This window comes from Cobetia sp. D5, from assembly GCF_035666195.1.
Classification (GTDB): Bacteria; Pseudomonadota; Gammaproteobacteria; order Pseudomonadales; family Halomonadaceae; genus Cobetia; species Cobetia amphilecti.
On the sequence record NZ_CP142020.1, the window covers coordinates 42681 to 64941 of the forward strand.

Genomic DNA, 22261 nt, shown 5'->3' on the forward strand with positions numbered 1-22261 from the left:
ATCTCCGAACCCTCAAGGATATGTCTCATGGCTGAAGAACAGAACGCACAGGCTGCAGCAGGCGCAGAACAGGCTCAGGATCAGCTCCAGTTTGCCCTGCAGCGCATCTACGTGAAGGACGTGTCCTTCGAAGCCCCGAATTCTCCGGCGGTCTTCTCCCAGCCGTTCCAGCCGAAGGTCGCGCTGGAGCTGGATACCGAGCACCAGCAGGTCGGTGAGGAGCTGTTCGAAGTCTCCATCAAGGTCACCGCTCAGGTCACCAATGGCGAAGACAAGACCACTGCCTTCCTGGCGGAAGTCGAGCAGGCTGGCCTCTTCCGTATCGCTGGCCTGTCTGCCGAGCAGCTGGACCACACCCTGGGCGCCTTCTGCCCGAACGTGCTGTTCCCGTATGCGCGTGAAGCCATCGACAACCTGGTCAACCGTGGCAGCTTCCCTCCGCTGATGCTGGCTCCGGTCAACTTCGAGGCCATGTACGCGCAGCGCAAGCAGCGTGAAGCCCAGGGCGCCGCCGAGGCGACCGCTCACTGATCAGTGAGCCGGCCTTGATTGGCCACATGACAGGTACGACCAGCGACGGGCCCCAGTGGCCCGTCGCTGCGTTTTTGGGCGACAATGACCGCCGCCTTGCCTGCGATGCTGCATCGACTCATCGCGGCCCACTTTCACTGCTTCTTAGTCCGCGAGACCCCGTCCATGGCCATCCGTCTGCACTGCCCCGATCTTGATCTCAATGTCAGCGCCGGGGCGTCCTTCGCGCTCCCCGAGGGGCCTGCACGCCACCTCGGGCTGGTGCTGCGCGCCAAGGTCGGCAGTGAGGCGCAGCTGTTCGATGGCCGTGGGCAGGAGGTGCGCGTGCTGCTGGAGGAGGTGACCCGCAAGGGCGTCAGCGTGCAGGTGATCGAGGCGGTGCCCAATGACCGCGAGGCGCCGCTGGCGGTGCATCTGGGGCAGGCGATCTCTAAGGGCGACCGCATGGATTACGCCATCCAGAAGGCCTGTGAAATGGGCGTGGCTGCCATCACGCCACTCTATACCGCGCGGGGCGACGTCAAGCTCAAGGGCGAGCGCGCCGACAAGAAGCTGGCGCACTGGCAGGGCGTGGCGGCCAGCGCCTGCGAGCAATGCGGAAGAAGCGTCGTGCCGGTCGTGCATGCCCCGGTGGCGATGACGCAGTGGCTGGCCGAGCGTGATGAGCCGCTGCGCCTGATTCTGCAGCCGGGCGGTGCCGAGGCGCTGAACGTGGCCGAGGCCGAGGGCGGCGTGACCCGCGCCAGCCTGCTGATCGGCCCGGAAGGCGGCTTCACGCAGGAAGAGGTGGCAGAAGCGGCCGCAGCCGGTTGTGAGGTGCTCGGCCTGGGGCCGCGTATCCTGCGCACCGAGACGGCGCCGGTGGTGGCGCTGACCTTGCTGCAGCAGCGATTTGGTGACCTGCCGCGCTGATCTCCCATCATCTGGCACCCGGGCGGAATTGTTGATCTGCCGGCAACACAGCGTGAGCCGGCAAGGGCGTTTCGCCAGTGGTGAGCAGCACGGCGCTGCTGCATACTTGTCCCATCGCTCCCGCGCCATGGTGTCATGTCGCGACGGGAGTCTCCGTTATCCCCGCTGCCGGCCGCGTGCCGGGCTGGCAGTGTCGTCACAAGGTTGCCTCAATGACTGCTCGCAAGCTCAAGATCGGCGTGGTGATGGACCCGATGTCCAGCGTCGCCTACAAGAAGGACACCACTCTGGCCATGTTGTGGGCCGCCAGCCAGCGTGGCTGGTCGCTGCACTATCTCGAGCAGGAAGACCTCTATCTCGAGAATGGTCGCGCCATGGGCCGGATGCGTGATCTGGAGGTCTACCACGACCCGGACAACTTCTATCAGCTGGGCGAGGTCGTCGCGACTCCGCTGGCCGAGCTTGACGTGATCCTGATGCGCAAGGATCCGCCCGTCGACGAACACTTCCTGAATGCCGTTCACCTGCTGGGCTTTGCCGAGCGGGAAGGCGTGCTGGTGGTCAATCCGACGGCCGCGCTGCAGACCTGCAACGAGAAGCTCTTCGCTCAGCAGTTCCCGCAGTGCATCCCGCCGACCACCGTGTCGGCCAATGACAAGGTGCTGCGCGCCTTCCACGCCGAGCATGGCAACGTGATCTTCAAGCCGCTGGATGGCATGGGTGGCAGTGGCATCTTCCACGTCGCCGAAGATGGCCGCAATCTCGGCTCGGTGATCGAGCAGCTGACGCTGCGGGGCACCCGTCAGATCATGGCCCAGCGTTATGTGCCGGAAATCAGTGCCGGCGATACGCGCATTCTGCTGGTGGATGGCGAGCCGGTGCCGTTCGGCCTGGCGCGCATCCCGAGCGCCGGCGAGACGCGCGGCAACCTGGCGGCTGGCGGACGTGGCGAATCGCGTGAGCTGACCGACCGCGATTACTGGCTGATCGAGCAGGTCAAGCCGGTGGTGAAATCATTGGGGCTGATGTTCGTCGGCCTGGACGTGATCGGCGATTACATCACCGAGATCAACGTCACCAGCCCGACCTGCGTGCGCGAGATCGATACCCAGCGCGGCACTGATATCGCCGGTCTGTTGATGGATGCCATCGAAGCGCGTCTGGCGGCGCAGACGCCCGCCTGATCGACGTCGCGGTTAGGTCGGCACCAGTTGGCTGACCCGCAATGGATTCGCAGTAAACGGCAGGGAAGCCGAAGCTGCCAATGAGGTTCCGTGGACAGGGAGTGGGGTATGGCAGCACCCGTCGAATGGTGGGCAGGCAATCATAGCGTCACCGACCCGATCACCTATGTGCCGGTGACTCGGGTGCATCGCCGTGTGGTGGCATGGGGCGCGGCACTGGCCGTCCATGCCGTCATCGGCTGGTGGTTGCTGGGCAGCGGCCTGCTGACGCCGCCTGAGGTGCCGCCGATGCCCAAGCCGGTGATGCTCGATGTGACGCTGGTCAGTCAGGCCAGCACCACTGCCGTCGACTCGCAGGTGGTGGCCGAGCAGGACCAGCAGGCCAGTGGCAGCGGGCGCGAGGCGGCGGTGCAGGCCGGGCCAGTCAATCAGGCGCCCCCGCAGCCGGGTGAGCAGAGTGCGTCCGAGGCCAGCGAGCCGGCCGTGGTGGAAGCCCAGGCTCCGGCCACGCAGGCGCTGGTACTGCCGGAGCGCATCCCCGAGGTGATCGCGACCCAGCAGGCGTCGTCACAGCAGGTGACGCGTTCCGAACTGCTGCCGGATACGCCGGACAACGAGCAGCAGGCCAGCGAGCAGGACGTCCAGCGAATCCAGGCCTCCAGCCAGTCGCGTGAGGTAGTGGGTGACACCGCCTCACGCAAGGCGGCGCGTGCCTCGGCCCGCGCGCGCTATATCAATGACTGGACCGGCACGGTGCAAGCATTCGGCAACCAGCACTATCCGGCGCCTGCCCATCTGAGCGGCGAGCTGCGGATTCGTGCCGTCGTGCTGCCCAGCGGTCAGCTTGAGTTCGCGGAAGTGTTACAATCCTCGGGACATGCTGAACTCGACCAGGCGGCTCTGGATACGGTCTACGGCGCGGCTCCTTATGCGCCCTTTGATGAAAGTCTCAAGGGGATGAGCCAGCTGACCATCACCCGCATCTGGCGATTCGGCCCCGGCAACGATTCTGGCGCGCCCTGACGCCTCGGGAGGACCATGCAAAGTCTGCGAGACTATTTCCTGCTGGCGATGCCGCATCTCGATGATGACAATTTTTCCGGCTCGCTCAGTTACCTCTGTGATCATGATGACAAGGGCACCCTCGGTGTCATCGTCAACAAGCCGATCAAGCTGACCATGCGCGGTCTGTTCGAGCAGCTCGAGATCGCTGCCGACAGCTGTGAACGCCTCGATGAGGTGGTCTATTACGGCGGCCCCGTCCACAAGGACCGCGGCTTCATCCTGCATCGCGGCAAGGCCAGCGAGTGGGATTCCAGCCTGCAGGTGACCGACGAGCTGGCGCTGACCACCTCGTTGGACATCCTGAAGGCGATAGCCGGCAACGAAGGCCCTGATGACTTCATGGTCTGCCTCGGTTGCGCTGGCTGGGAGCCGGACCAGCTCACCAACGAGCTGAAGGAAAACAGCTGGCTGATCGTCGAAGGCGACAGCGGCATCCTCTTCGATGCCGACAGCGAGTCCCGTCTCGAAGCGGCTGCCAGCAAGCTGGGCGTCGACATGAATCTGATGTCGCGGGAGATCGGGCATGGCTGAGCGGCAAGTCAGCCGTACGGCGCTGGCGTTCGACTTCGGCACGCGCCGCATCGGTGTCGCGGTGGGTACCGAGATGCTCGGCACCGCGACGCCTCTGGTGCCGCTGCATGTGCGGGACGGCATTCCGGACTGGAATGTCGTCAATCGCCTGATCGAGGAATGGCAGCCCGACCTGTTCGTGGTCGGCCTGCCCCTCGAGCTGGACGGCAGCGAGACACTGATGTGCAGCCGAGCCCGCAAGTTCGGCAAGCGCCTGTATGGCCGCTACGGAAAGCCGCTGGAAATGTGGGATGAGCGCGGCTCCACCAAGGCGGCCAAGGGCTTGGCGCGCGAGCGCGGCCACCGCGGCAATTATCGCGATGATGGCGTGGACGGCCTCGCCGCACAGCTGATTCTCGAGAGCTGGTTTGCAAGCCAGCGAGGCGAGGGCGACCTTGTCGGTTACTGAATACTCCACCCGCTTCCTTTCCGGAAGCGGGTTTTTTTTGTCTGTTTGCCGCCATCCGGCAGGGAAGATAGGAAGCGATATCCATGCAAGAGTCTGAGATGCACGAAGAACATGAGGCACTGCCAGAGGTCGAGGCACTGCTCGAGGCCATGACCGAGGAGCTCGAATTGCTGTTCGAGCGCCGTGAACTCGATCGTGAACGTCTGATTCCGGTCGGCATTCATACCGGCGGTGTCTGGGTCGCCCAGGCACTGCGTGAGCGGCTGGGGCTGGAAGAGCCCCTCGCGACACTGGATATCGGTTTCTGGCGCGACGACTTCGGCCACAAGGGCCTGCCGGATGGCGGCCAGGGGTCACAGCTGCCGGATATCGAGAATCGCGATCTGCTGCTGGTGGACGACGTGCTGATGAGCGGACGTACCGTGCGCGCGGCGCTCAATGAGCTGTTCGACTATGGCCGTCCGCGCCGCGTGCTGCTGGCCTGCCTGGTAGAGCTGCCGGGACGTGAGCTGCCGGTGCAGCCGGACGCCCTGGGAGCCAACCTGGCGCTGGCGCCCGGCAAGCGCATCAAGCTGGAAGGCCCCGACAACCTGCGCCTGACACTGGTCGATACCGGCGAGGTGACGGCATGAACCTGTTTGATCTCTCGCAGGCCAGCGCGGACGTGCGGGCTGCCTCGCCGGCACAGGTCCAGCTGGATGAGCAGGGCCGGCTGCGCCACTTTCTGGATATCGAAGGCCTGCCGCGCAGCGTGTTGACCGAGATTCTCGACACCGCCGATCACTTCCGTGGCATCGGCGATGCCGAGGTCAAGAAGGTGCCGTTGCTGCGCGGACGTACGGTGGCCAACCTGTTCTTCGAGAACTCGACCCGCACGCGTGCCACCTTCGAGCTGGCTGCCAAGCGTCTGTCGGCGGATGTGCTCAATCTGGACATCAAGACCTCGTCGGCCGCCAAGGGCGAGTCGCTGATGGATACCCTGGTCAATCTCGAGGCCATGCAGGCGGACGCCTTCGTGGTGCGTCATGGCGACTCCGGCGCGGCGCACTTCATCGCCAGCCAGATCACGCCGCATGTGGCGATCATCAATGCCGGCGACGGTCGTCATGCGCACCCGACCCAGGCGATGCTCGACATGCTGACCATCCGCCGCCACAAGGGCGAGTTCGCCAATCTGCGCGTCGCGATCGTCGGTGACATCCTGCATTCACGCGTCGCTCGCTCGCAGATTCAGGCGCTCAATACGCTGGGCGCAGCGGAGGTGCGGGTGGTCGCGCCGCAGACGCTGCTGCCCATCGGGGTCGAGACGCTGGGCTGTCAGGTCTTCACTGAACTGGCAGCAGGGCTGAAGGATGTCGATGTCGTCATCATGCTGCGCCTGCAGAAGGAGCGCATGGATGGCGCGCTGCTGCCCTCGGAGTCGGAATACTACCGCCGCTATGGTCTGACCCGCGAAAGCCTGGCACACGCGCACCCTGACGCCGTGGTGATGCATCCGGGGCCGATCAACCGGGGTGTCGAGATCGAATCCGCCGTCGCGGATGGCCCGCGTTCGCTGATACTCGATCAGGTCACCAACGGTATCGCGGTGCGCATGGCGGTGCTGTCGATGGCGGTCTCAGGGCAGATGAAGGCGCGCGCCGAGCGCAGGGGTGAACGTTCACGAGGAGCTGGCGCATGAAACGCAGCCTGATCAATGCACGGGTAATCGACCCGACCAATGGCCGCGATGGCCACTACGACCTCCACCTCGACGGCGGTCGCCTGATCGCGATCGGCGAAGCGCCGGCGGGTTTCAGTGCCGAGCAGCGCGATGACCTGGCGGGCAAGCTGGTCACGCCGGCCTTCATCGATCTTGGCGCGCACCTGCGTGACCCGGGCCCGCGCTACAAGGGCAGCCTGGTCAGTGAGTCGGCCGCCGCACTGGCGGGTGGCTACGCGACCATCCTGCCGCGGCCCGACACCAGCCCGGTGCTCGACAGCGCCTCGCATATTCGTACGCTGCTGGACCGTGCGCGTGATGTGGCGGGGGTGCGTCTTGCGCCGCTGGGGGCACTGACGCAGGGGCTGGAAGGTGATCTGCTCGCCAATATGGCCGCGCTCAAATCCGCAGGCTGCGTGGCGCTGACCAACCTGCGCCAGCCGATACGCGATCTCGGCGTACTGCGCCGCTGTCTGGAATACGCGCGGACCTTTGATATCACCGTCGTGTTCCAGGCCCAGGAGGCCGCCTTGGCCGGGCAGGGCTGTGCCCATGAGGGCGCCATTGCCTCGCGTCTCGGATTGGCCGGCATTCCGGAATCAGCCGAGACGGTCGCTCTGACCCAGTGGCTGCTGTTGATCGAGCAGACCGGCGTACGGGCGCATGTGTCGCTGCTCTCCAGTGCACGGGCCGTCGAGCTGGTACGTGATGCCAAGGCCAGAGGGCTGGATATCAGCGCGGATGTGTCGATGGCGCAACTGCACTGGACCGATGAGCAGCTGGAAGGCTTCAACGCCAATTTCCATCTGGAGCCGCCACTGCGCAGCGCGGCAGACCGTGATGCGCTGCGGGCCGGTGTGGTCGATGGCACCATCGACGCCATCGTCAGTGATCATCTGCCCCATGAAGCCGCAGCCAAGAGCGCGCCCTTCGCAGTATCCGAGCCCGGCATGACCAGCCTGGAAACCATGCTTCCGCTGGGGCTGGCGCTGGTGGAGGCCGAGCTGCTCAGCCTGCCTCGCCTGATCGAGACATTGACGTTCAGTGCCAGACGCTTCGGACTCAAGGGCGGCATGCTGGAAGTGGGCGAGTACTGTGATCTGGCGGTGATCGATATGGAACAGGAGTGGCGTGTCTCAAGCGAGACGCTGGTCAGTGCCGGCCATAACACGCCGCTGCTTGGCATGCTGTTGAACGGTCGCGTCGAAGAGGTGCTGCTGGGTGATTCCTGTTACGCCTAAGCAGTGTTTCACGTGGAACATGATGCTTGAGATATTTGGCTATATCGCGCCAACAGACTGATAGCCAAGCGATTTTTTGGATGACGTATGGAGAGAATTGGCTGCTTTTTCGTAAAGCAGCCAATTTCTTTACCAGCCTATGCCGCAGAGCGACATCGCTGGGCTGCGCTCTTTGCTGCCGGCAGTTGTTTCACGTGGAACATTGTCCGCAGCGTCATAAGGCGGCTGTGGCAATAGCGAGTCGAGGCTGGCCAGGCACACGCTAAAAAAGATCTGAACAACAAGGAGAGAAAACCATGCCAATGATTCGTGCGGAATTTCTGACGGGCAAGACACAGGAACAGAAGCGGGAGCTGGTGGAGGCGTTGACTCGCGAGACGGCTCGCGTGCTGGGTGTGCGTGAGCAGTCCGTCTGGGTGGTGCTGCAGGAAGTGGAGCCGGAAAACTGGGCCGTCGCTGGCACGCCATTGTCAGAGCGCTAAGAGAAGAAGTTTCAACTGGCCACTTGTTCTCAACTATCTGATTCAGAGGGTGTTTTGCGAGGCATCAAGATGTTCCACGTGAAACATGCCCCTGGTCTTGGCCCGGCATTGCCAGTATATGGAAAACCGGCTGAGGCATGACGGAGGCATGACAGAGGGGAGTGGGACGCAAGGCACGGGACGAGCAACACGCCTGGTAAGCCGGAACAAAAACGCCGCAGCCATTTCTGGCTGCGGCGTTTTCATTTGCCTGCCCTCTGCTCCACGGCCATGAAGCAGAGCACGGACTCAGTTCTCGAAATCAGCTTCCGAGTAGAGGGTCCGGATACGCAGGGTATGGTCGACGGTCTTGAGCGCTTCGAGCGCTTTCTTGCCGTAGGCCTTGTCGACATCGATGACCACATAGCCGACCGTGTTGTTGGTCTGCAGGTACTGGCCAGAGATGTTGATGCCTTCCTCGGACAGCACCTGGTTGATGCGTGACAGCACGCCCGGGACGTTGTCGTGGATATGCAACAGACGGTGCTTTTCCGGGTGCGCCGGCAGGGCGACTTCCGGGAAGTTGACCGAGCCGATGGTGGTGCCGTTGTCGGAGTAGGTCACCAGCTTCTCGGCGACTTCGACACCGATGTTTTCCTGGGCCTCCATGGTGGAGCCACCGACGTGCGGCGTCAGGATGACATTGTCGAACTCGCGCAGCGGAGACACGAACTCTTCGCCGTTACCTTTCGGCTCTACCGGGAAGACGTCGATGGCGGCGCCCAGCAGCTTGCCGCTGGAGAGGGCTTCGGCCAGGTCTTCGATGACGACGGTGGTGCCGCGTGCCGCATTGATGAAGACGCTGCTCTGCTTCATCAGCGCGAACTGCTGCTTGCCCATCATCCACTTGGTGGAGGGGATTTCCGGCACATGCAGTGTGACGATGTCAGCGCGCGCCAGCAGCTCTTCCAGGCTTGCCACCTGACGGGCATTGCCCATGCCGAGCTTGGTGACGGCATCGTAGTAGATGACGTCCAGGCCCAGGGATTCGCTGAGCACGGACAGCTGGGAGCCGATGCTGCCGTAGCCCACGATGCCCAGCGTCTTGCCGCGGACTTCATGGCTGTTCTTGGCGGATTTCATCCACTGGCCACGATGTGCCTTGGCGCTCTTCTCCGGCACGCCGCGCATCAGCATGATGGCTTCGGCCAGTACCAGCTCGGCGACCGAGCGAGTGTTGGAGTAGGGCGCGTTGAACACGGGAATACCGCGCTTCAGTGCGGCTTCCAGGTCGACCTGGTTGGTGCCGATGCAGAAGCAGCCGATGGCGGTGAGCTTCTCGGCAGCGGAGATCACGCGCTCGTTGAGCTGAGTGCGGGAACGAATGCCGATGAAGTGCACATCGCGGATCTTCTCGATCAGTTCTTCCTCGGCCAGCGAGGTCTGAAGCAGTTCGATGTTGGTGTAACCCGCGTTGAGGAAATTATCCACGGCGGATTGGTGGACACCCTCGAGCAATAGAATCTTGATCTTGCTCTTGTCCAGGGACGTCTTGGCCATTGTCGGATCAACCCTCTCGCCGGTCATGCCGGCGTTTCTGTTCGTTTGGTCTTTTTCATGACCTGCTGGCGTGTCACACCTCAAGAAAATGCCAGAGAAACAGTGGGGCGTGCTGTCAACAGGGGAGCAAAGAATATCACAGCCGACGGGGCCTCCGGATGAAATGTCCGCGTGCCGGGCATGAAAAATTCACAGCACAGCCGTTTGATGTGACTCTTCCTCCGAGCGCAGGGGGTGGGCAGCGTCGTGAAGCCCTTCGGGTTATACTGGCGCTCCACACAGAGACACCGGGCCCGCCCGGTCGGATGAGCGAGAGCACCCATGGCCGAAAAGGAAGTGCCACAGGATTTCGCCGCCACCCTGGCCCGTCTTGAAGGGTTGGTGACGCGGCTCGAGGCTGGCGACATGTCGCTGGAAGCGTCACTGGGCGCTTTTGAAGAGGGCGTGAGCCTGGCGCGCGAGGCGCAGCAGCGGCTCGACAGCGCCGAGTTGCGCCTGCAGGCATTGGTGGAAGGCCCGGAGGGAGCGCTGACGCCCACGGCGTTTACGGCGCCCGATGCCGCAGGCAGCATGGCGGGTGAAGCGGACGAGGAGAAGGACTGGTGATGTCAGGTGGATTGAATACGCAAGTCACGCCGACTGCATCGCAGGCCAGCGAGCTGATCCGCTCTGGACAGGCGCGCAGTGAGGCCGTGCTTGAGGCGTTGTTGACTCCCGGCAGTGCGGCGGTGAGTGAGCGTCTCGAGGACGCCATGCGCTACAGCGTGCTGGGTGGCGGCAAGCGTCTGCGCCCCGTGCTGCTGTATGCGGTGGGTCGTGCCCTGGGCTGCGATGAAGAGGCCGCTGACCGCGCTGCGCTGGACGCGGCGGCAGCGGCGCTCGAATTGGTGCATGCCTATTCGCTGGTCCATGATGACCTGCCGGCCATGGACGATGACGACCTGCGTCGCGGCCGTCCCACCGTGCATCGTGCCTTCGATGAGGCGACTGCCATTCTCGCGGGCGATGCCCTGTTGACGCTCTCCTTCGAAGTGATGGCGACGACCGGCCATGTACGGACACCTGCCCTGGTGCGTACCCTGGCCGAGGCCTCCGGGCGGCGCGGCATGGTGGCCGGTCAGGCGCTGGATCTCGAGGCGGTCGGGCAGTTCCGCGAGGTAGAGGCGCTGTCACGCATGCATGCCTACAAGACCGGCGCGCTGATTCGCGCCGCGGTCCGTCTGGGCGGATTGGTGGCAGTCGACGAGCAGGATTCGCGTCTTGCTGCCCTGGAGCGCTACGCTTCGGCTATCGGCCTGGCCTTCCAGATCCAGGATGACATCCTGGACGTGACGGGCGACACCGCAACGCTTGGCAAGACGGCCGGTGCTGACGCTGCGCGCGACAAGCCGACCTATCCCTCGCTGCTTGGACTCGAAGGTGCTCAAGAGCGAGCAGGTCAGCTACTGCAAGAGGCCCTGGATGCCCTGGCACCGTTGGGAGAGGCCGCAGAGCCACTCGCGGTGCTGGCGCGCTACATGATCGAGCGAGACCACTGATTCCTGACGCCTATGAAGCTGTTTGACGAGATACCTCAGGCGCGCCCCGCGACGCCACTGCTCGATGCGGTCGAGACACCTCAAGCGCTGCGCGCCATGAGCGCGGCACAGCTGCGCCAATTGGCTGACGAACTGCGCGCCTACCTGCTTTACAGCGTCGGCTGTACCGGCGGGCACTTCGGTGCCGGGCTCGGTGTGGTCGAGCTGACCGTGGCCCTCCATCATGCGCTGGAAACGCCCCATGACCGTCTGGTGTGGGACGTGGGTCATCAGGCCTATCCGCACAAGATTCTGACCGGCCGTCGTGAAGCCATGTACAGCATGCGCCAGTACAACGGCCTGTCTGCCTTCCCCAAGCGTGCCGAGAGCGAGTTCGACACCTTCGGGGTGGGCCATTCCAGCACCTCGATCAGTGCGGCGCTGGGCATGGCGCTCGGCGCCCGCACGGCGGGTGAGTCACGGCGTGCCTGTGCGGTGATCGGCGATGGCGCCCTGACGGCTGGCATGGCGTTCGAGGCACTGGCGCATGCCGGGCACGTAAAGGCCAATATGCTGGTCGTGCTCAACGACAACGAGATGTCGATCTCCGAGAACGTCGGCGGCCTGGCAAGCTATCTGGCACGTATTCTGGCCAGCAAGCCGTATACCCAGATGCGCGCCAACGGCAAGCGACTGCTGTCGCCCTTGCCGGGTGCGCTGGAGCTTGCCAAGCGTACCGAAGAGCACATGAAGGGCTTCATCAGCCCGGCGACGCTGTTCGAGGAGATGGGCTTCAACTACATCGGCCCCATCGACGGCCATGACCTGCCGGCGCTGGTGCAGACGTTGCGCAACATGCGTGATCTGGATGGCCCGCAGTTCCTGCATGTGGTGACGCGCAAGGGCAAGGGCTTCCTGCCGGCGGAGCGTGACCCGATCGGTTATCACGCCATCACCAAGCTCGAGAAGGCCGCGCCTCAGGCAGCCGAGCAGGCACCTGCCGTCACCGACGCACCGGCTCCCAAGCCGCAGAAATACTGCAGCGTCTTCGGCAACTGGCTGTGTGACGCCGCCGCCGCGGATGCGCGCGTCATCGGCATCACGCCGGCCATGCGGGAAGGCTCGGATCTGGTGCGTTTCTCGAAGGAATATCCTGATCGCTACTACGATGTCGCCATCGCGGAGCAGCACGCGGTGACAGTTGCAGCGGGCATGGCCTGTGAGGGCATGAAGCCGGTGGTGGCGATCTATTCCACCTTCCTGCAGCGTGGCTATGATCAGCTGATCCACGATGTCGCGGTGCAGAAACTGGACGTGACCTTTGCCATCGACCGTGCCGGTCTGGTCGGCGAAGACGGCCCGACGCATCACGGCAGCCTGGACATGTCATTCCTGCGCTGCGTGCCGGAGCTGGTGCTGATGGCGCCGGCCGATGAAGCCGAGTGCCGTGGCATGCTGAGCGCGGCACTGGCCCACCCCGGGCCTGCCGCGGTGCGCTATCCGCGCGGTACCGGGCCGGGGGTGGCCACCGATGCCGACCTGACGCCAATGGCGATCGGCCAGGGGGAATACCGTCGTCGTATCAGTGGCAGCCCCGAGATGCGTGTCGCCATCGTCGCCGTGGGCAGCATGAACACGCCGGTGGCCGAGGTCGCCGAGGCGCTGGACGCGACCCACTTCAATCTGCGCTCCATCAAGCCGCTGGACCGCGAGGCATTGCTCGAGATCGCCGCGGAGCACGACCTGGTCGTGACCGTCGAAGAGAATGCCATCGCGGGTGGCGCGGGAGCCGGCGTGGCCGAGCTCTACCTGAACGCGGGACTGGCTCAACCCATGTTGCTGCTGGGGCTGCCGGATGGCTTCGTCGAGCATGGCAAGCCGGTCGAGCTGCTGCGTGACTGCGGTCTGGATGCCGCCGGCATCCGCGCCAGTATCGAGGCTCGCCTCGGCAGCTGATCCTGGTGGCATGCAATACCGAAACGCCTGTGGATGACTCGAGAGTTCGAGTTGTCCACAGGCGTTTTTCGTTGCGTGACTGCCTGCGGCGAGACGGCGAAGGATGCATGGAAACTCCGCGACTTCCCGCCCATGCTGGATGACCATCAAGCCCTCTGCTCAAGCAGCCAGGGCCTGGCTGGCGCGAAAGCCTTCACCTGCGCCAGTCACCACCGCAACGCCACGGAGTGCGCCCGACCATGTTGACTCTCTACAGCTATCCGAATTCCCGCTCGCTGCGGGTCGCCTGGACGCTCGAGGAACTGGGGCTTGAATACCGGATTCATAGTCTGGATCTGAAGGCCGGTGAGGGGCACAGCCCTGAATATCTGGCCATTCATCCCGATGGCAAGGCACCAGCCCTGGTGGATGGTGAGCTGGCCCTGTTCGAGTCCAGTGCCATCTGTCGCTACCTGGCGGCGCGAGAAGGGCGCCTGCTGCCACAATCGCTGGCCGGGCAGGCCCAGATGGATCAATGGCTCAGTTTCCTGACCACCGAGCTTGAGCAGCCGCTGTGGACATTGGCCAAGCACACCTTCGCCCTGCCGGAGGACCAGCGCTGTGATGCCATCAAGCAGACAGCCCAATGGGAATTCCAGCGTGCTCTCAAGGCACTTCAGCGCCGCTTCGATGGCCAGGGCTGGCTGGTGGCCGATGAATTCAGTGTCGCCGATATCTTTCTCGCCCAGACCCTCAGCTGGGCGAAGATGGCCGGGCAACCTCTGCCGGCCGTGCTTGAGCACTGGGGCGAAGAGGTGCGGGCGCGTCCTGCCTGCGAGCGGGCCCGCCAGCGCGAGCAACAGGCCGCCGAGGAGCGTCAGCAACACTGAGCCCTGTTGCCGGAAACCTCATCGAACGCCGCCACAGGCCAAGCTGACGGGCTGACCTGTCCTGCATATCCTGTAGTAAAGCCATGAGAGCGCGCTGAGAGCGCGCACACGCCACGAGGCGCCATCCTGATATCAGGGTGGTGCCTTTTGCGTTTCTGGGCCTCAGAGACGCTTGCAGGGCGCCTGACGAGGTTGAGAGGTCGCCTTGCTCGTTCAGCGGCGTCAATCGTCTGGGGCGTCAATCGTCTGGGGCGGGTCCCAGGCTGCTGGTGGCGGGCTGACTCAGGTCGGTTAGAGGCAGGCCAGTTCGAGACAGGTCAGTTCGAGGCAGGGCAGCGCGAGGCAGGCCCTCGATCGAGGGCGGGTTTCAGGCATCCGGTGGTTAATGATGCGTTGTTGAATCTTTTGCGTATCTATTAATGATTCGGTAATTGGTTGTTTTCGTAATGGTGGTCAAGTGTTGATCGTGATGAGGTCGAGGGCAGCACTCATGCGATGTGAGTAGCGACATATCCGATGAAAATCATGGGGTTGAGAGGTTTATTAGATTTTTATGACATGATATCGATCAAATCAAAAGCGATGATCGCATCTTTCCTGTTTTGCGAATCATTAATTGATTCGATATGTGGTTTATTGCGGATCTTTTTGATAAGATGTTGGTGAAAACCTCAATGGGAATAACAACTTATGTGGATCTGGCAGCAGCCTGACTGGCCACGGGGGCGGTTGGAGGTCATGCCCTTGATGGGGCAGTTGGCGGCGACCCAGGCGGTGATGTCGCCGCTGGTCGCTCAGGGGCAGAATCTCTATCCCCGACAACGCCTGCGTCTCGAGGCGACGCTCCTCAGCGAAGAGATGGAAGCCAGTGCCCAGCTGTCCGGCGTGGTGCTCGGGCGGGCGGCGTTGCGTGATGCGCTGTATCAGGCGCTGGGGCTGGAGTCCGGCCATCAGGAGTCACCGCGCGGGCCGGCACCTGGCGTCGACGTCTTCGTGGATGTGACGCTGGAAGTCGTGCGCACGGCATTCCAGCCGCTGACCCGCCAACAGGTGCTCGAGTGGCATCGGCGTCTGGGGCCTTTCCTGCCGCGCAGCAGTGGTCAGCCACTCGGTGCATGGCGCGAGGCGCGCTACGAAGCGGTCAGCGGCCGTTACGGTCTCAAGCGCTTGCGTTATCGCGCCCCGGCGGAGAACCCCGATGCGCTGGACCGGGAGCTGGATGTCTTCTGGCAGCGTCTGGCGACGGAAGAACCGGATGTGGATAACTCAGGGGTGTTGAATGCCCTGCAGCTGCATGCGCACTGGCAGGCGCTCGCACCGCTGGCCTTGGGCAACGGCTTGATCGGGCGCTTGCTGCTGATGCGCTGGCTGACACGAATCGATGCCCTGGCCGCGTTGCAGCAGCAGGGCGAGTTTGTCGGCAAGGTCGCCGAGCGCTGGGAGCCGGAAGCGCTGGAGCAACTCTGCTGGCGCCGCCAGGCGCTGTTCTCGGTGGTGCTCGAGCATCAGGATGAATTGCGCGAGCTGGAGCAGCGTTATCTCGGCAAGCCCCAGACCTCGGCCAGCGGCCATCAGCTGCCGCCGCAGCTGGACCGCGCGCTCAATGGTGAGGTGGAGGATGCAGCGCCCGGTGACATGAATGTCTGGGCCGAGTGGTGGCTTTTGCGTCTGCGCGACGCCGGTCGTCGGACGGCCTTCCATTACCAGCGCGTCCAGCGTGCCGAGCGACTGTGGCTGGAGCACGCGCGTACGCCGCTGAATGCCCGCCAGCGCGAGCTGGTACTGACATTGTTGGAGCGAGATGACGAAGAGGGCGTGGGGCGCGCCGAATACCGCGCCCTGGTCGATACCTCCGACCCTACCGCCGCCCGCGATCTCGCCGACCTGACCGCCAAGCAGGTACTGGAAAGTTACGGTGTCGGGCGCGGTACCCGGTATCGCTTGCCGGTCTTCGCCCCTCAGGGAGATAGCCCTGTGGGAGACGAGCCCTGAAGCGTCAAAAAAATCGCGAAAAAAAGCGGGAAGGGTCGTCATGACCCTTCCCGCTTTTTTGAGGTGGCTTGCCGGTGTTCTCAGTGCCGTGTTCTCAAACCTGTGTTCTCAAGCCGGTGTGCTCAAGAGCGCCGGCCAGCGTGGCGGCCCCGATCACGTCATACGGAATACGGCAGCACTGCGGTATAGATAGCGAAGAAGTGGCAGGTACTGCCGCCAAGCACGAACAGGTGCCAGATGGCGTGGTGATAGCGCAGGCGCGTCATCAGAAAGAAGATCACGCCCAGGGTATAGGTGATGCCGCCGGCGACCAGCAGGATGAGCCCCGTCTCGGAGAGCTTCTCGACCAGCATCGGCGAGGCGAACACGATCAACCAGCCCATCAGCAGATAGACGCTCACGCGCAGGGCGCTGAAGCGTTCAGGCCAGCGCAGCTTGAGGAAGATGCCGCCCAGCGCGAGCGACCAGATGATGGCGAACAGCGTCCAGCCGGTCGGGCCGCGAAGATTGACCAGCAGGAAGGGTGTATAGGTGCCGGCGATCAGTAGATAGATGGCGCAGTGATCCAGCAGCTGGAAGGCATATTTCAGGCGTGGGTGACGGATACCGTGATAGAGCGTCGAGGCCGCATACAGCACTACCAGGGTCAGGCCGTAGAGGCTGACGCTGACGATCTTCCAGGGGTCGACTTCGGCGGCGAGGCTGGCCATCACGATCAGCACGATCATGCCGACGAGGCCCATGACGGCGCCGATGCCGTGGCTGGCGCTGTGCAGCCATTCCTCCAGCCGGGTATAGAGAGCAGGCGTCGCGGAGGTGTCGCGTGAATTCGCGTCATCGACAGGCGATGTGCTGGAAGAGGGGGATGCCTGAGGAGGTGTCGAGGCGGGCCGTGTTGACGAAGGCTGTGATGACTGAGGTTGCGATGAAGAAGGCTGTGATGATGCAGCCGTTGAGTCTTTGCGCATGGCGATGTCTCCGGCGCGGGTTCGACTCCAGCCTACTCCCTGGCGGGTGACGTCGTCATGTCACGCTCGCTGCGCCAGCCAGTCAATCTGCCTATATAAGGAAGGGGGAGCCAATCAGGCCCCCCTTTGCGTGGCTACTCGCTGCGCTCGATATCCACGTCGCTTGCCTGGGTGAAATCGTCCAGTGCCATCATGTGGCCCAGCTTGCCCGCCTTGGTCGAGAGATAGTGCTCGTTGTGCGGATTCAGGCCGGTGGTGATCGGCTGGCGCTCACTGATGGTGACACCATCACGGGTCAGGGCATCGACCTTGCGCGGGTTGTTGGTCATCAGCTTGAGAGTGCTGACGCCGAGATGCTCCAGCATCGGCACACAGATATCGTAGCGGCGCATGTCAGCCCCGAAGCCGAGGCGCTCATTGGCTTCGACGGTATCGGCGCCGCCATCCTGCAGCTCATAGGCGCGAATCTTGTTGAGCAGACCGATGCCGCGGCCTTCCTGACGCAGATAGAGCAGCACGCCGCGGCCTTCGGCGGCAATGCGCTTGAGCGCTTCCTGCAGCTGAAAGCCGCAGTCACAGCGCATCGAGAAGAGGGCGTCGCCGGTCAGGCACTCGGAATGCACGCGGCCCAGCACCGGCGCACCGTCATCGATGTCGCCCAGGGTCAGGGCGATGTGGTCCTTGCCGGTGGTCTCATCCTCGAAACCGTGCATGGTGAAGGTCGCCCAGGGCGTTGGCAGCCGCGAGGCGGCGATGAATCGAATGGTCACTGTTCACCTCGAACGCCCGGACAATCGCCGGGCTGAAAAAGCGCGGGCATGCGGTGGTCCGGCAATGTCTCGATGAGTCGCTCGAGATACCGGCGGCCAGCATGCAGTCATGTGGCGAGTTTACCAGTCTGTGGCCGATGACTCATCGCTCTGTATGGAAAAGCGTTGTTGCCGCCACCACCACAATGGCCGGATGACGCCAGCAAAGGGACTATAAAGGCGGGGCGATTTGCCAATGCATTTGTTGCATCGCCACGATGGGCGGGATTTTTCTCAGGCTCTGATAGAATGCCGAGACATTCCCCGAGCTGATGTGTGATTCCGATGACCTTGAAGAATGATCGCTTCCTGCGCGCGCTGGCCCGTCAGCCGGTCGACCGTACTCCCGTCTGGATGATGCGCCAGGCTGGCCGCTATCTGCCGGAATATCGCGAAGTCCGCGGTCAGGCCGGTGGCTTCATGGACCTGTGCATGGACACCGCGCGTGCCTGCGAGGTGACGCTGCAGCCGCTGGAGCGCTTCCCGCTGGATGCCGCCATCCTGTTCTCCGACATCCTGACCATCCCGGATGCCATGGGGCTGGGCCTTTACTTCGAGACTGGCGAAGGCCCGAAATTCCGCAAGACAGTGCGGACTGCCGAGGAAATCGCGGCGCTGAGCGTGCCGAATGTTGAGCGTGATCTCGATTACGTCATGCGTGCCGTGTCCACCATCCGCCGTGAGCTGAACGGCCGCGTGCCGCTGATCGGTTTCTCCGGCAGCCCGTGGACACTGGCCACTTATATGGTCGAGGGCGGTTCCAGCAAGGACTTCCGTCACGTGAAAGGCCTGATGTATTCCAATCCGGAAGCCATGCATCAGTTGCTCGACACCCTCGCGCAGGCCGTCACCGACTACCTGAACGCCCAGATTGCCGCGGGTGCTCAGGCGGTGCAGATCTTCGATACCTGGGGCGGCACCCTGTCCACGCCGGCCTACCTCGAGTTCTCGCTGCGCTACATGGAGCAGATCGTCGCTGGCCTCAAGCCGGACAGCGAAGGCAACCGTGTGCCGGTGATCCTGTTCACCAAGAATGGTGGCCAGTGGCTCGAACACATCGCCGCCACCGGCTGTGATGCCGTCGGCCTCGACTGGACCACCGAGATGTCCAATGCGCGTGAGCGTGTCGGCCATCGTGTGGCCCTGCAGGGCAACCTGGACCCGAATGCGCTGTTCGGTACGCCGGCCGCCATCCGTGCCGAAGTCGGGCGTATCCTCGACAGCTACGGCCAAGGCCCGGGCCACATCTTCAACCTCGGTCACGGCATCAGCCAGTTCACCGACCCGGGCAACGTCAATGCCCTGATGGACGCGCTGCACGAGCTGAGCCCGGCCTACCATCAGGATGACGCCGCCAATGCGACACCGGTCGCCCGCGGCTGATGGAAGAGCCCTTCATGGCCTTCTCTGTTGCCACCCCTGTTGCTGCCTATAGAAGGTGGCAAGCGGCAGGGCAGCAAGCAGAAGGGCGCCGGCCAGCGGGGGTGTCAGCATGACACCGGTCGAGCAGCGTCTCATCCCGCGCCGCGGTTGGGCATTCGTGGCGCTGCTGTGCCTGTTGCTGATCCTGTTCGGCACGCTCTCCCCGGGCGTGCCGCATCCGGAGCAGACCTTCCCTTGGGACAAGCTGCAGCATTTCTCCGCCTTCGCGTTGCTAGCGCTGACCACACGGCTGGCGGGCTTGACCAGCTTGATCATCCTGCCGGTCCTGCTGCTGCTGGGCGTCGCCATCGAATGTCTGCAGCTGGCGATTCCCTATCGCGGCGCTGAGGTGCTGGATGCGCTGGCGGACCTCGCCGGCATCCTCATCGGGCTGGGAGTGTTCCAGTGCGTCAGGCTGATTCTGCATCTGGTCCGCCTCGGGCCGGCCTCTCGCTGAGCCTCTCCCCCGGGCCGCGTGTCATCGATACGCGGCCTGTCTGAAATTGTCATGCATCAACACTTTCCACTCCGGCCGTCTTTGGCTATGGTGCAGCGCCTGCGCCATGTTGGCGCTTGCCCGGCATGTCGCGTATCACGACATCACGCCGCGTGGTCGTCATGCGGGCCGTGAACTGCCGGCCTGACGCTGGCGCAGTGCTGATTGGCGCAATTTCCGATGGCCATCGTGCCGTCTCTATCCATACCTTGATATCCCGTCTGTGATATCCAATGCGAGGGTCCCCCATGACCGAACGTCTCGATGGCTCCTGGTTTACCGAAATCTTCGATCGCCACGGCAGCGCCTTCTCGCTCAAGGTCAGCCACAAGCTGCATGACGAGCAGACCCCTTATCAGCACCTCGAAGTCTATGCCACCGAGACCTACGGCAACCTGATGGTGCTGGACGGCTGCGTGATGCTGACTGACCGTGACAACTTCCTCTATCACGAGATGATGTCGCATCCGGCGCTGTTCGCTCATGCAGACCCCAAGCGTGTCGTCATCATCGGCGGTGGCGATTGCGGCACCCTGCGTGAGGTGCTCAAGCACCCGGGCGTGGAGAAGGTCACCCAGATCGATATCGATCCGGCGGTCACGCGTGCCTCCGAGCAATTCTTCCCGGCGCTGGTCGAGTCCAATGACGACCCGCGCGCCGAGCTGCTGTTCGAGGATGGCGTCAAGTGGGTCGACAACTGCCCGGACGAGAGCATCGACGTGCTGATCGTCGATTCCACCGACCCGGTCGGCCCGGCGGAAGGTCTGTTCAAGACCGACTTCCTCAAGCGCTGCCATCGTATCCTCAAGCAGGGCGGCCTGATGGTGCAGCAGAGCGAGTCCCCGCTCTATCACACCGACTCCATCATCAAGGACCTGCGCAACGACATGGGCGAAGCGGGCTTTGATAGCGTCGCGACCCTGCCGTTCCCGCAGCCGGTGTATCCGTCCGGCTGGTGGAGCTGCACCCTGGCGGGCAAGGGCTGTGACGTGAAGTCCTTCCGCGAGGAAGATGCCGCTGCCGCCACCTTCGCGCGTGACTTCTATACCGTCGAAGGCCATCGCGCCGCCCTGGTGCTGCCGCCCTTCATGCAGCGCCTGCTGGAGAAGTGATCTGCATGCACCTTGCGGTGGCAAGGGAGTCCCATCAGGCACGAAAACGTGCCTGACGGGATGAACAAGCGTTGAGTCAGGCAGACCGAGACATTGGTCGCAATCTGCCACTCGCGCCACATCGCTGCACCGCCAACGGCCGTTTCGCAATGAAACGGCCGTTTTTATTTTGCACCGATATGAGGCGAACTGGTCTCGCCATGAGCCTAACTGCGCGGCAATCGCGCGGAATGATCCGCCGCCCCACTCCGAGGCTTTGGCCTATATCACTGGGTTTTAGCGCTTTTTTCAGCGTTGAACGCAGCGGATCACGCGATAGGCGGAAATTGGAACGCGGCTTGCTATTGTCGGTAGGTGCCATGCAATGCATTGCACCACTTCTGACTCGAGGCTGATCGAGCGGACTCCAGACTTTCGCGAGGGAATCACGATGCATAACAACAAGAAGCCACTGCTGATCGCTAGCGCCGCTGTCCTGGCCGCCTCCATGGCGACAGGCGCCAGTGCCGCGACCCTGGATAGCGTCAAGGAAAAGGGCTTTGTCCAGTGTGGCGTCAGCACCGGCTTGCCGGGCTTCTCGGCACCGGATGACGCCGGTAACTGGCAGGGCCTCGATGTCGACGTCTGCCGCGGCGTCGCCGCCGCCGTGCTGGGCGATGCCAGCAAGGTGCGCTATGTACCGCTGACGGCCAAGGAGCGTTTCACCGCGCTGCAGTCCGGCGAGATTGATGTCCTGTCCCGCAACACCACCTGGACGGCGACCCGTGACACCTCACTGGGCCTCAACTTCGCTGGCGTGAACTATTACGACGGCCAGGGCTTCATGGTCAGCAAGGACCTGGGCGTCTCCAGTGCCAAGGAGCTGGACGGGGCAGCCGTCTGCATCCAGTCCGGCACCACCACCGAGCTCAACCTGGCGGACTATTTCCGCCTGAACGACATGTCCTTCGAGCCGGTCGTCTTCGATACCTCCGACCAGACCGTCAAGGGCTTCGAAGCCGGTCGTTGTGACGTCCTGACCTCCGACCAATCCCAGCTCTACGCGCTGCGTATCAAGCTCTCCGATCCGGCATCCGCGATGGTGCTGCCGGAAGTCATCTCCAAGGAACCGCTGGGCCCCGTCGTCCGTCAGGGCGATGACCAGTGGTTCAACATCGTCAAATGGACCCTGTTCGCGCAGATCAACGCCGAAGAGATGGGTCTGAGCTCCGACAACATCGAAGAGAAGAAGTCGGACACCAACCCGAACGTCGCGCGCCTGGTCGGTGCCGATGGCAACTACGGGGAAGCCATGGGGCTGCCGGCTGACTGGGCCTACCAGGTCATCAAGCAGGTCGGTAACTACGGCCAGATGTTCGAGCGCAACGTCGGTACCGGCTCCGCACTGGGTATCGAGCGCGGCTTAAACGCACTGTGGACCGATGGCGGCGTCCAGTACGCCCCGCCGGTTCGCTGATGCGCGGGCTCGCCCTGTACTGCGGGTGG

Annotated in this window: 22 protein-coding genes; 19 read left to right on the forward strand and 3 right to left on the reverse strand. The window is 63.4% G+C overall.

Annotated elements, in window-relative coordinates:
- Positions 1 to 27: 27 nt before the first annotated feature.
- The 10 genes from secB (at position 28) to U0O11_RS00225 (ending at position 8096) form a co-directional block, all read left to right on the forward strand.
- Positions 28 to 531: a protein-export chaperone SecB gene (gene secB / locus U0O11_RS00180; protein WP_043331620.1), complete on the forward strand. Its 504-nt coding sequence runs from the start codon at positions 28 to 30 to the stop codon at positions 529 to 531.
- A 165-nt stretch (positions 532 to 696) separates the two neighbouring features.
- Positions 697 to 1443, forward strand: a complete 747-nt coding sequence (locus U0O11_RS00185) for a 16S rRNA (uracil(1498)-N(3))-methyltransferase (RefSeq protein WP_084589228.1) — start codon at positions 697 to 699, stop codon at positions 1441 to 1443.
- Between the two features lie 212 nt (positions 1444 to 1655).
- Positions 1656 to 2627, forward strand: a complete 972-nt coding sequence (gshB, locus tag U0O11_RS00190; RefSeq protein ID WP_043331619.1) for a glutathione synthase — start codon at positions 1656 to 1658, stop codon at positions 2625 to 2627.
- A gap of 108 nt (positions 2628 to 2735) precedes the next feature.
- The gene (locus U0O11_RS00195) at positions 2736 to 3650 is read left to right on the forward strand and encodes an energy transducer TonB (protein ID WP_324690995.1); all 915 of its coding nucleotides are present in this window, start codon (positions 2736 to 2738) and stop codon (positions 3648 to 3650) included.
- Positions 3651 to 3665: 15 nt separating this feature from the next.
- A complete protein-coding gene (locus U0O11_RS00200) occupies positions 3666 to 4223 on the forward strand; it encodes a YqgE/AlgH family protein (protein ID WP_043331610.1) in 558 nt (185 codons plus the stop codon).
- Positions 4216 to 4671 carry a Holliday junction resolvase RuvX gene (gene ruvX / locus U0O11_RS00205; RefSeq protein WP_054556397.1) on the forward strand — a complete coding sequence of 152 codons (456 nt, stop codon included), beginning with the start codon at positions 4216 to 4218 and terminating at the stop codon, positions 4669 to 4671. The genes U0O11_RS00200 and ruvX overlap by 8 nt, the downstream gene beginning before the upstream one ends.
- Before the next feature lie 98 nt (positions 4672 to 4769).
- Positions 4770 to 5303: a bifunctional pyr operon transcriptional regulator/uracil phosphoribosyltransferase PyrR gene (pyrR, locus tag U0O11_RS00210; RefSeq protein WP_192839044.1), complete on the forward strand. Its 534-nt coding sequence runs from the start codon at positions 4770 to 4772 to the stop codon at positions 5301 to 5303.
- Positions 5300 to 6352 carry an aspartate carbamoyltransferase catalytic subunit gene (locus U0O11_RS00215; protein ID WP_052384301.1) on the forward strand — a complete coding sequence of 351 codons (1053 nt, stop codon included), beginning with the start codon at positions 5300 to 5302 and terminating at the stop codon, positions 6350 to 6352. Before pyrR ends, U0O11_RS00215 begins: the two co-directional genes overlap by 4 nt.
- Positions 6349 to 7614 carry a dihydroorotase gene (locus U0O11_RS00220; RefSeq protein WP_284893020.1) on the forward strand — a complete coding sequence of 422 codons (1266 nt, stop codon included), beginning with the start codon at positions 6349 to 6351 and terminating at the stop codon, positions 7612 to 7614. The genes U0O11_RS00215 and U0O11_RS00220 overlap by 4 nt, the downstream gene beginning before the upstream one ends.
- Before the next feature lie 296 nt (positions 7615 to 7910).
- Positions 7911 to 8096, forward strand: coding sequence for a tautomerase family protein (locus tag U0O11_RS00225; RefSeq protein WP_043331603.1), 186 nt, complete (start codon positions 7911 to 7913; stop codon positions 8094 to 8096).
- Between the two features lie 288 nt (positions 8097 to 8384).
- Here the strand turns inward: U0O11_RS00225 and serA are convergent, their stop codons facing one another.
- The gene (gene serA, locus U0O11_RS00230) at positions 8385 to 9635 is read right to left on the reverse strand and encodes a phosphoglycerate dehydrogenase (protein ID WP_324691000.1); all 1251 of its coding nucleotides are present in this window, start codon (positions 9633 to 9635) and stop codon (positions 8385 to 8387) included.
- Positions 9636 to 9956: 321 nt separating this feature from the next.
- Between serA and xseB the strand changes: the two genes are divergently transcribed.
- The 5 genes from xseB to U0O11_RS00255 all read left to right on the forward strand — a co-directional run bounded on the left by xseB (position 9957) and on the right by U0O11_RS00255 (position 15969).
- The gene (xseB, locus tag U0O11_RS00235; protein WP_043331600.1) at positions 9957 to 10241 is read left to right on the forward strand and encodes an exodeoxyribonuclease VII small subunit; all 285 of its coding nucleotides are present in this window, start codon (positions 9957 to 9959) and stop codon (positions 10239 to 10241) included.
- A complete protein-coding gene (locus tag U0O11_RS00240; RefSeq protein ID WP_054556401.1) occupies positions 10241 to 11173 on the forward strand; it encodes a polyprenyl synthetase family protein in 933 nt (310 codons plus the stop codon). Before xseB ends, U0O11_RS00240 begins: the two co-directional genes overlap by 1 nt.
- A 12-nt stretch (positions 11174 to 11185) precedes the next feature.
- On the forward strand, positions 11186 to 13108 hold the full coding sequence (dxs, locus tag U0O11_RS00245; protein ID WP_324691002.1) for a 1-deoxy-D-xylulose-5-phosphate synthase: 1923 nt from the start codon (positions 11186 to 11188) through the stop codon (positions 13106 to 13108).
- Between the two features lie 239 nt (positions 13109 to 13347).
- Positions 13348 to 13977 (forward strand): glutathione S-transferase family protein, encoded by a 630-nt coding sequence (locus U0O11_RS00250; protein WP_324691004.1) that lies wholly within the window; start codon positions 13348 to 13350, stop codon positions 13975 to 13977.
- 690 nt (positions 13978 to 14667) lie between these two features.
- Entirely contained in the window at positions 14668 to 15969 is a 1302-nt protein-coding gene (locus U0O11_RS00255) for a DUF4172 domain-containing protein (RefSeq protein WP_324691006.1), read from the forward strand.
- A 158-nt stretch (positions 15970 to 16127) separates the two neighbouring features.
- Here U0O11_RS00255 and trhA read toward each other — a convergent pair whose 3' ends face one another.
- On the reverse strand, positions 16128 to 16937 hold the full coding sequence (trhA, locus tag U0O11_RS00260) for a PAQR family membrane homeostasis protein TrhA (RefSeq protein ID WP_324691008.1): 810 nt from the start codon (positions 16935 to 16937) through the stop codon (positions 16128 to 16130).
- Positions 16938 to 17071: 134 nt separating this feature from the next.
- Entirely contained in the window at positions 17072 to 17707 is a 636-nt protein-coding gene (gene ribA / locus U0O11_RS00265) for a GTP cyclohydrolase II (protein WP_324691010.1), read from the reverse strand.
- Positions 17708 to 18031: 324 nt separating this feature from the next.
- Here ribA and hemE point away from each other — a divergent pair, with 324 nt between their 5' ends.
- From hemE to U0O11_RS00285, 4 genes are all read left to right on the forward strand, one after another.
- Positions 18032 to 19129: a uroporphyrinogen decarboxylase gene (hemE, locus tag U0O11_RS00270; protein WP_043331592.1), complete on the forward strand. Its 1098-nt coding sequence runs from the start codon at positions 18032 to 18034 to the stop codon at positions 19127 to 19129.
- Positions 19130 to 19238: 109 nt separating this feature from the next.
- Positions 19239 to 19625 carry a VanZ family protein gene (locus U0O11_RS00275; protein WP_052384300.1) on the forward strand — a complete coding sequence of 129 codons (387 nt, stop codon included), beginning with the start codon at positions 19239 to 19241 and terminating at the stop codon, positions 19623 to 19625.
- Positions 19626 to 19912: 287 nt separating this feature from the next.
- Positions 19913 to 20776, forward strand: coding sequence for a polyamine aminopropyltransferase (gene speE / locus U0O11_RS00280; RefSeq protein WP_043331591.1), 864 nt, complete (start codon positions 19913 to 19915; stop codon positions 20774 to 20776).
- Positions 20777 to 21206: 430 nt separating this feature from the next.
- Positions 21207 to 22232 (forward strand): amino acid ABC transporter substrate-binding protein, encoded by a 1026-nt coding sequence (locus U0O11_RS00285; protein WP_153635024.1) that lies wholly within the window; start codon positions 21207 to 21209, stop codon positions 22230 to 22232.
- The last annotated feature ends 29 nt before the right edge of the window (positions 22233 to 22261 follow it).

What these genes read in the sequence shown, in the direction of transcription:
- secB (WP_043331620.1), top strand. Translation starts at nt 28, where the DNA reads ATGGCTGAAGAACAGAACGCACAGGCTGCAGCAGGCGCAGAACAGGCT.
- U0O11_RS00240 (WP_054556401.1), top strand. Translation starts at nt 10,241, where the DNA reads ATGTCAGGTGGATTGAATACGCAAGTCACGCCGACTGCATCGCAGGCC.
- U0O11_RS00195 (WP_324690995.1), top strand. Translation starts at nt 2,736, where the DNA reads ATGGCAGCACCCGTCGAATGGTGGGCAGGCAATCATAGCGTCACCGAC.
- ruvX (WP_054556397.1), top strand. Translation starts at nt 4,216, where the DNA reads ATGGCTGAGCGGCAAGTCAGCCGTACGGCGCTGGCGTTCGACTTCGGC.
- pyrR (WP_192839044.1), top strand. Translation starts at nt 4,770, where the DNA reads ATGCACGAAGAACATGAGGCACTGCCAGAGGTCGAGGCACTGCTCGAG.
- U0O11_RS00275 (WP_052384300.1), top strand. Translation starts at nt 19,239, where the DNA reads ATGACACCGGTCGAGCAGCGTCTCATCCCGCGCCGCGGTTGGGCATTC.
- U0O11_RS00215 (WP_052384301.1), top strand. Translation starts at nt 5,300, where the DNA reads ATGAACCTGTTTGATCTCTCGCAGGCCAGCGCGGACGTGCGGGCTGCC.
- hemE (WP_043331592.1), top strand. Translation starts at nt 18,032, where the DNA reads ATGACCTTGAAGAATGATCGCTTCCTGCGCGCGCTGGCCCGTCAGCCG.
- speE (WP_043331591.1), top strand. Translation starts at nt 19,913, where the DNA reads ATGACCGAACGTCTCGATGGCTCCTGGTTTACCGAAATCTTCGATCGC.
- U0O11_RS00185 (WP_084589228.1), top strand. Translation starts at nt 697, where the DNA reads ATGGCCATCCGTCTGCACTGCCCCGATCTTGATCTCAATGTCAGCGCC.
- gshB (WP_043331619.1), top strand. Translation starts at nt 1,656, where the DNA reads ATGACTGCTCGCAAGCTCAAGATCGGCGTGGTGATGGACCCGATGTCC.
- dxs (WP_324691002.1), top strand. Translation starts at nt 11,186, where the DNA reads ATGAAGCTGTTTGACGAGATACCTCAGGCGCGCCCCGCGACGCCACTG.
- U0O11_RS00225 (WP_043331603.1), top strand. Translation starts at nt 7,911, where the DNA reads ATGCCAATGATTCGTGCGGAATTTCTGACGGGCAAGACACAGGAACAG.
- U0O11_RS00250 (WP_324691004.1), top strand. Translation starts at nt 13,348, where the DNA reads ATGTTGACTCTCTACAGCTATCCGAATTCCCGCTCGCTGCGGGTCGCC.
- trhA (WP_324691008.1), bottom strand. Translation starts at nt 16,937, where the DNA reads ATGCGCAAAGACTCAACGGCTGCATCATCACAGCCTTCTTCATCGCAA.
- U0O11_RS00220 (WP_284893020.1), top strand. Translation starts at nt 6,349, where the DNA reads ATGAAACGCAGCCTGATCAATGCACGGGTAATCGACCCGACCAATGGC.
- U0O11_RS00255 (WP_324691006.1), top strand. Translation starts at nt 14,668, where the DNA reads ATGTGGATCTGGCAGCAGCCTGACTGGCCACGGGGGCGGTTGGAGGTC.
- U0O11_RS00200 (WP_043331610.1), top strand. Translation starts at nt 3,666, where the DNA reads ATGCAAAGTCTGCGAGACTATTTCCTGCTGGCGATGCCGCATCTCGAT.
- U0O11_RS00285 (WP_153635024.1), top strand. Translation starts at nt 21,207, where the DNA reads ATGCATAACAACAAGAAGCCACTGCTGATCGCTAGCGCCGCTGTCCTG.
- xseB (WP_043331600.1), top strand. Translation starts at nt 9,957, where the DNA reads ATGGCCGAAAAGGAAGTGCCACAGGATTTCGCCGCCACCCTGGCCCGT.
- serA (WP_324691000.1), bottom strand. Translation starts at nt 9,635, where the DNA reads ATGGCCAAGACGTCCCTGGACAAGAGCAAGATCAAGATTCTATTGCTC.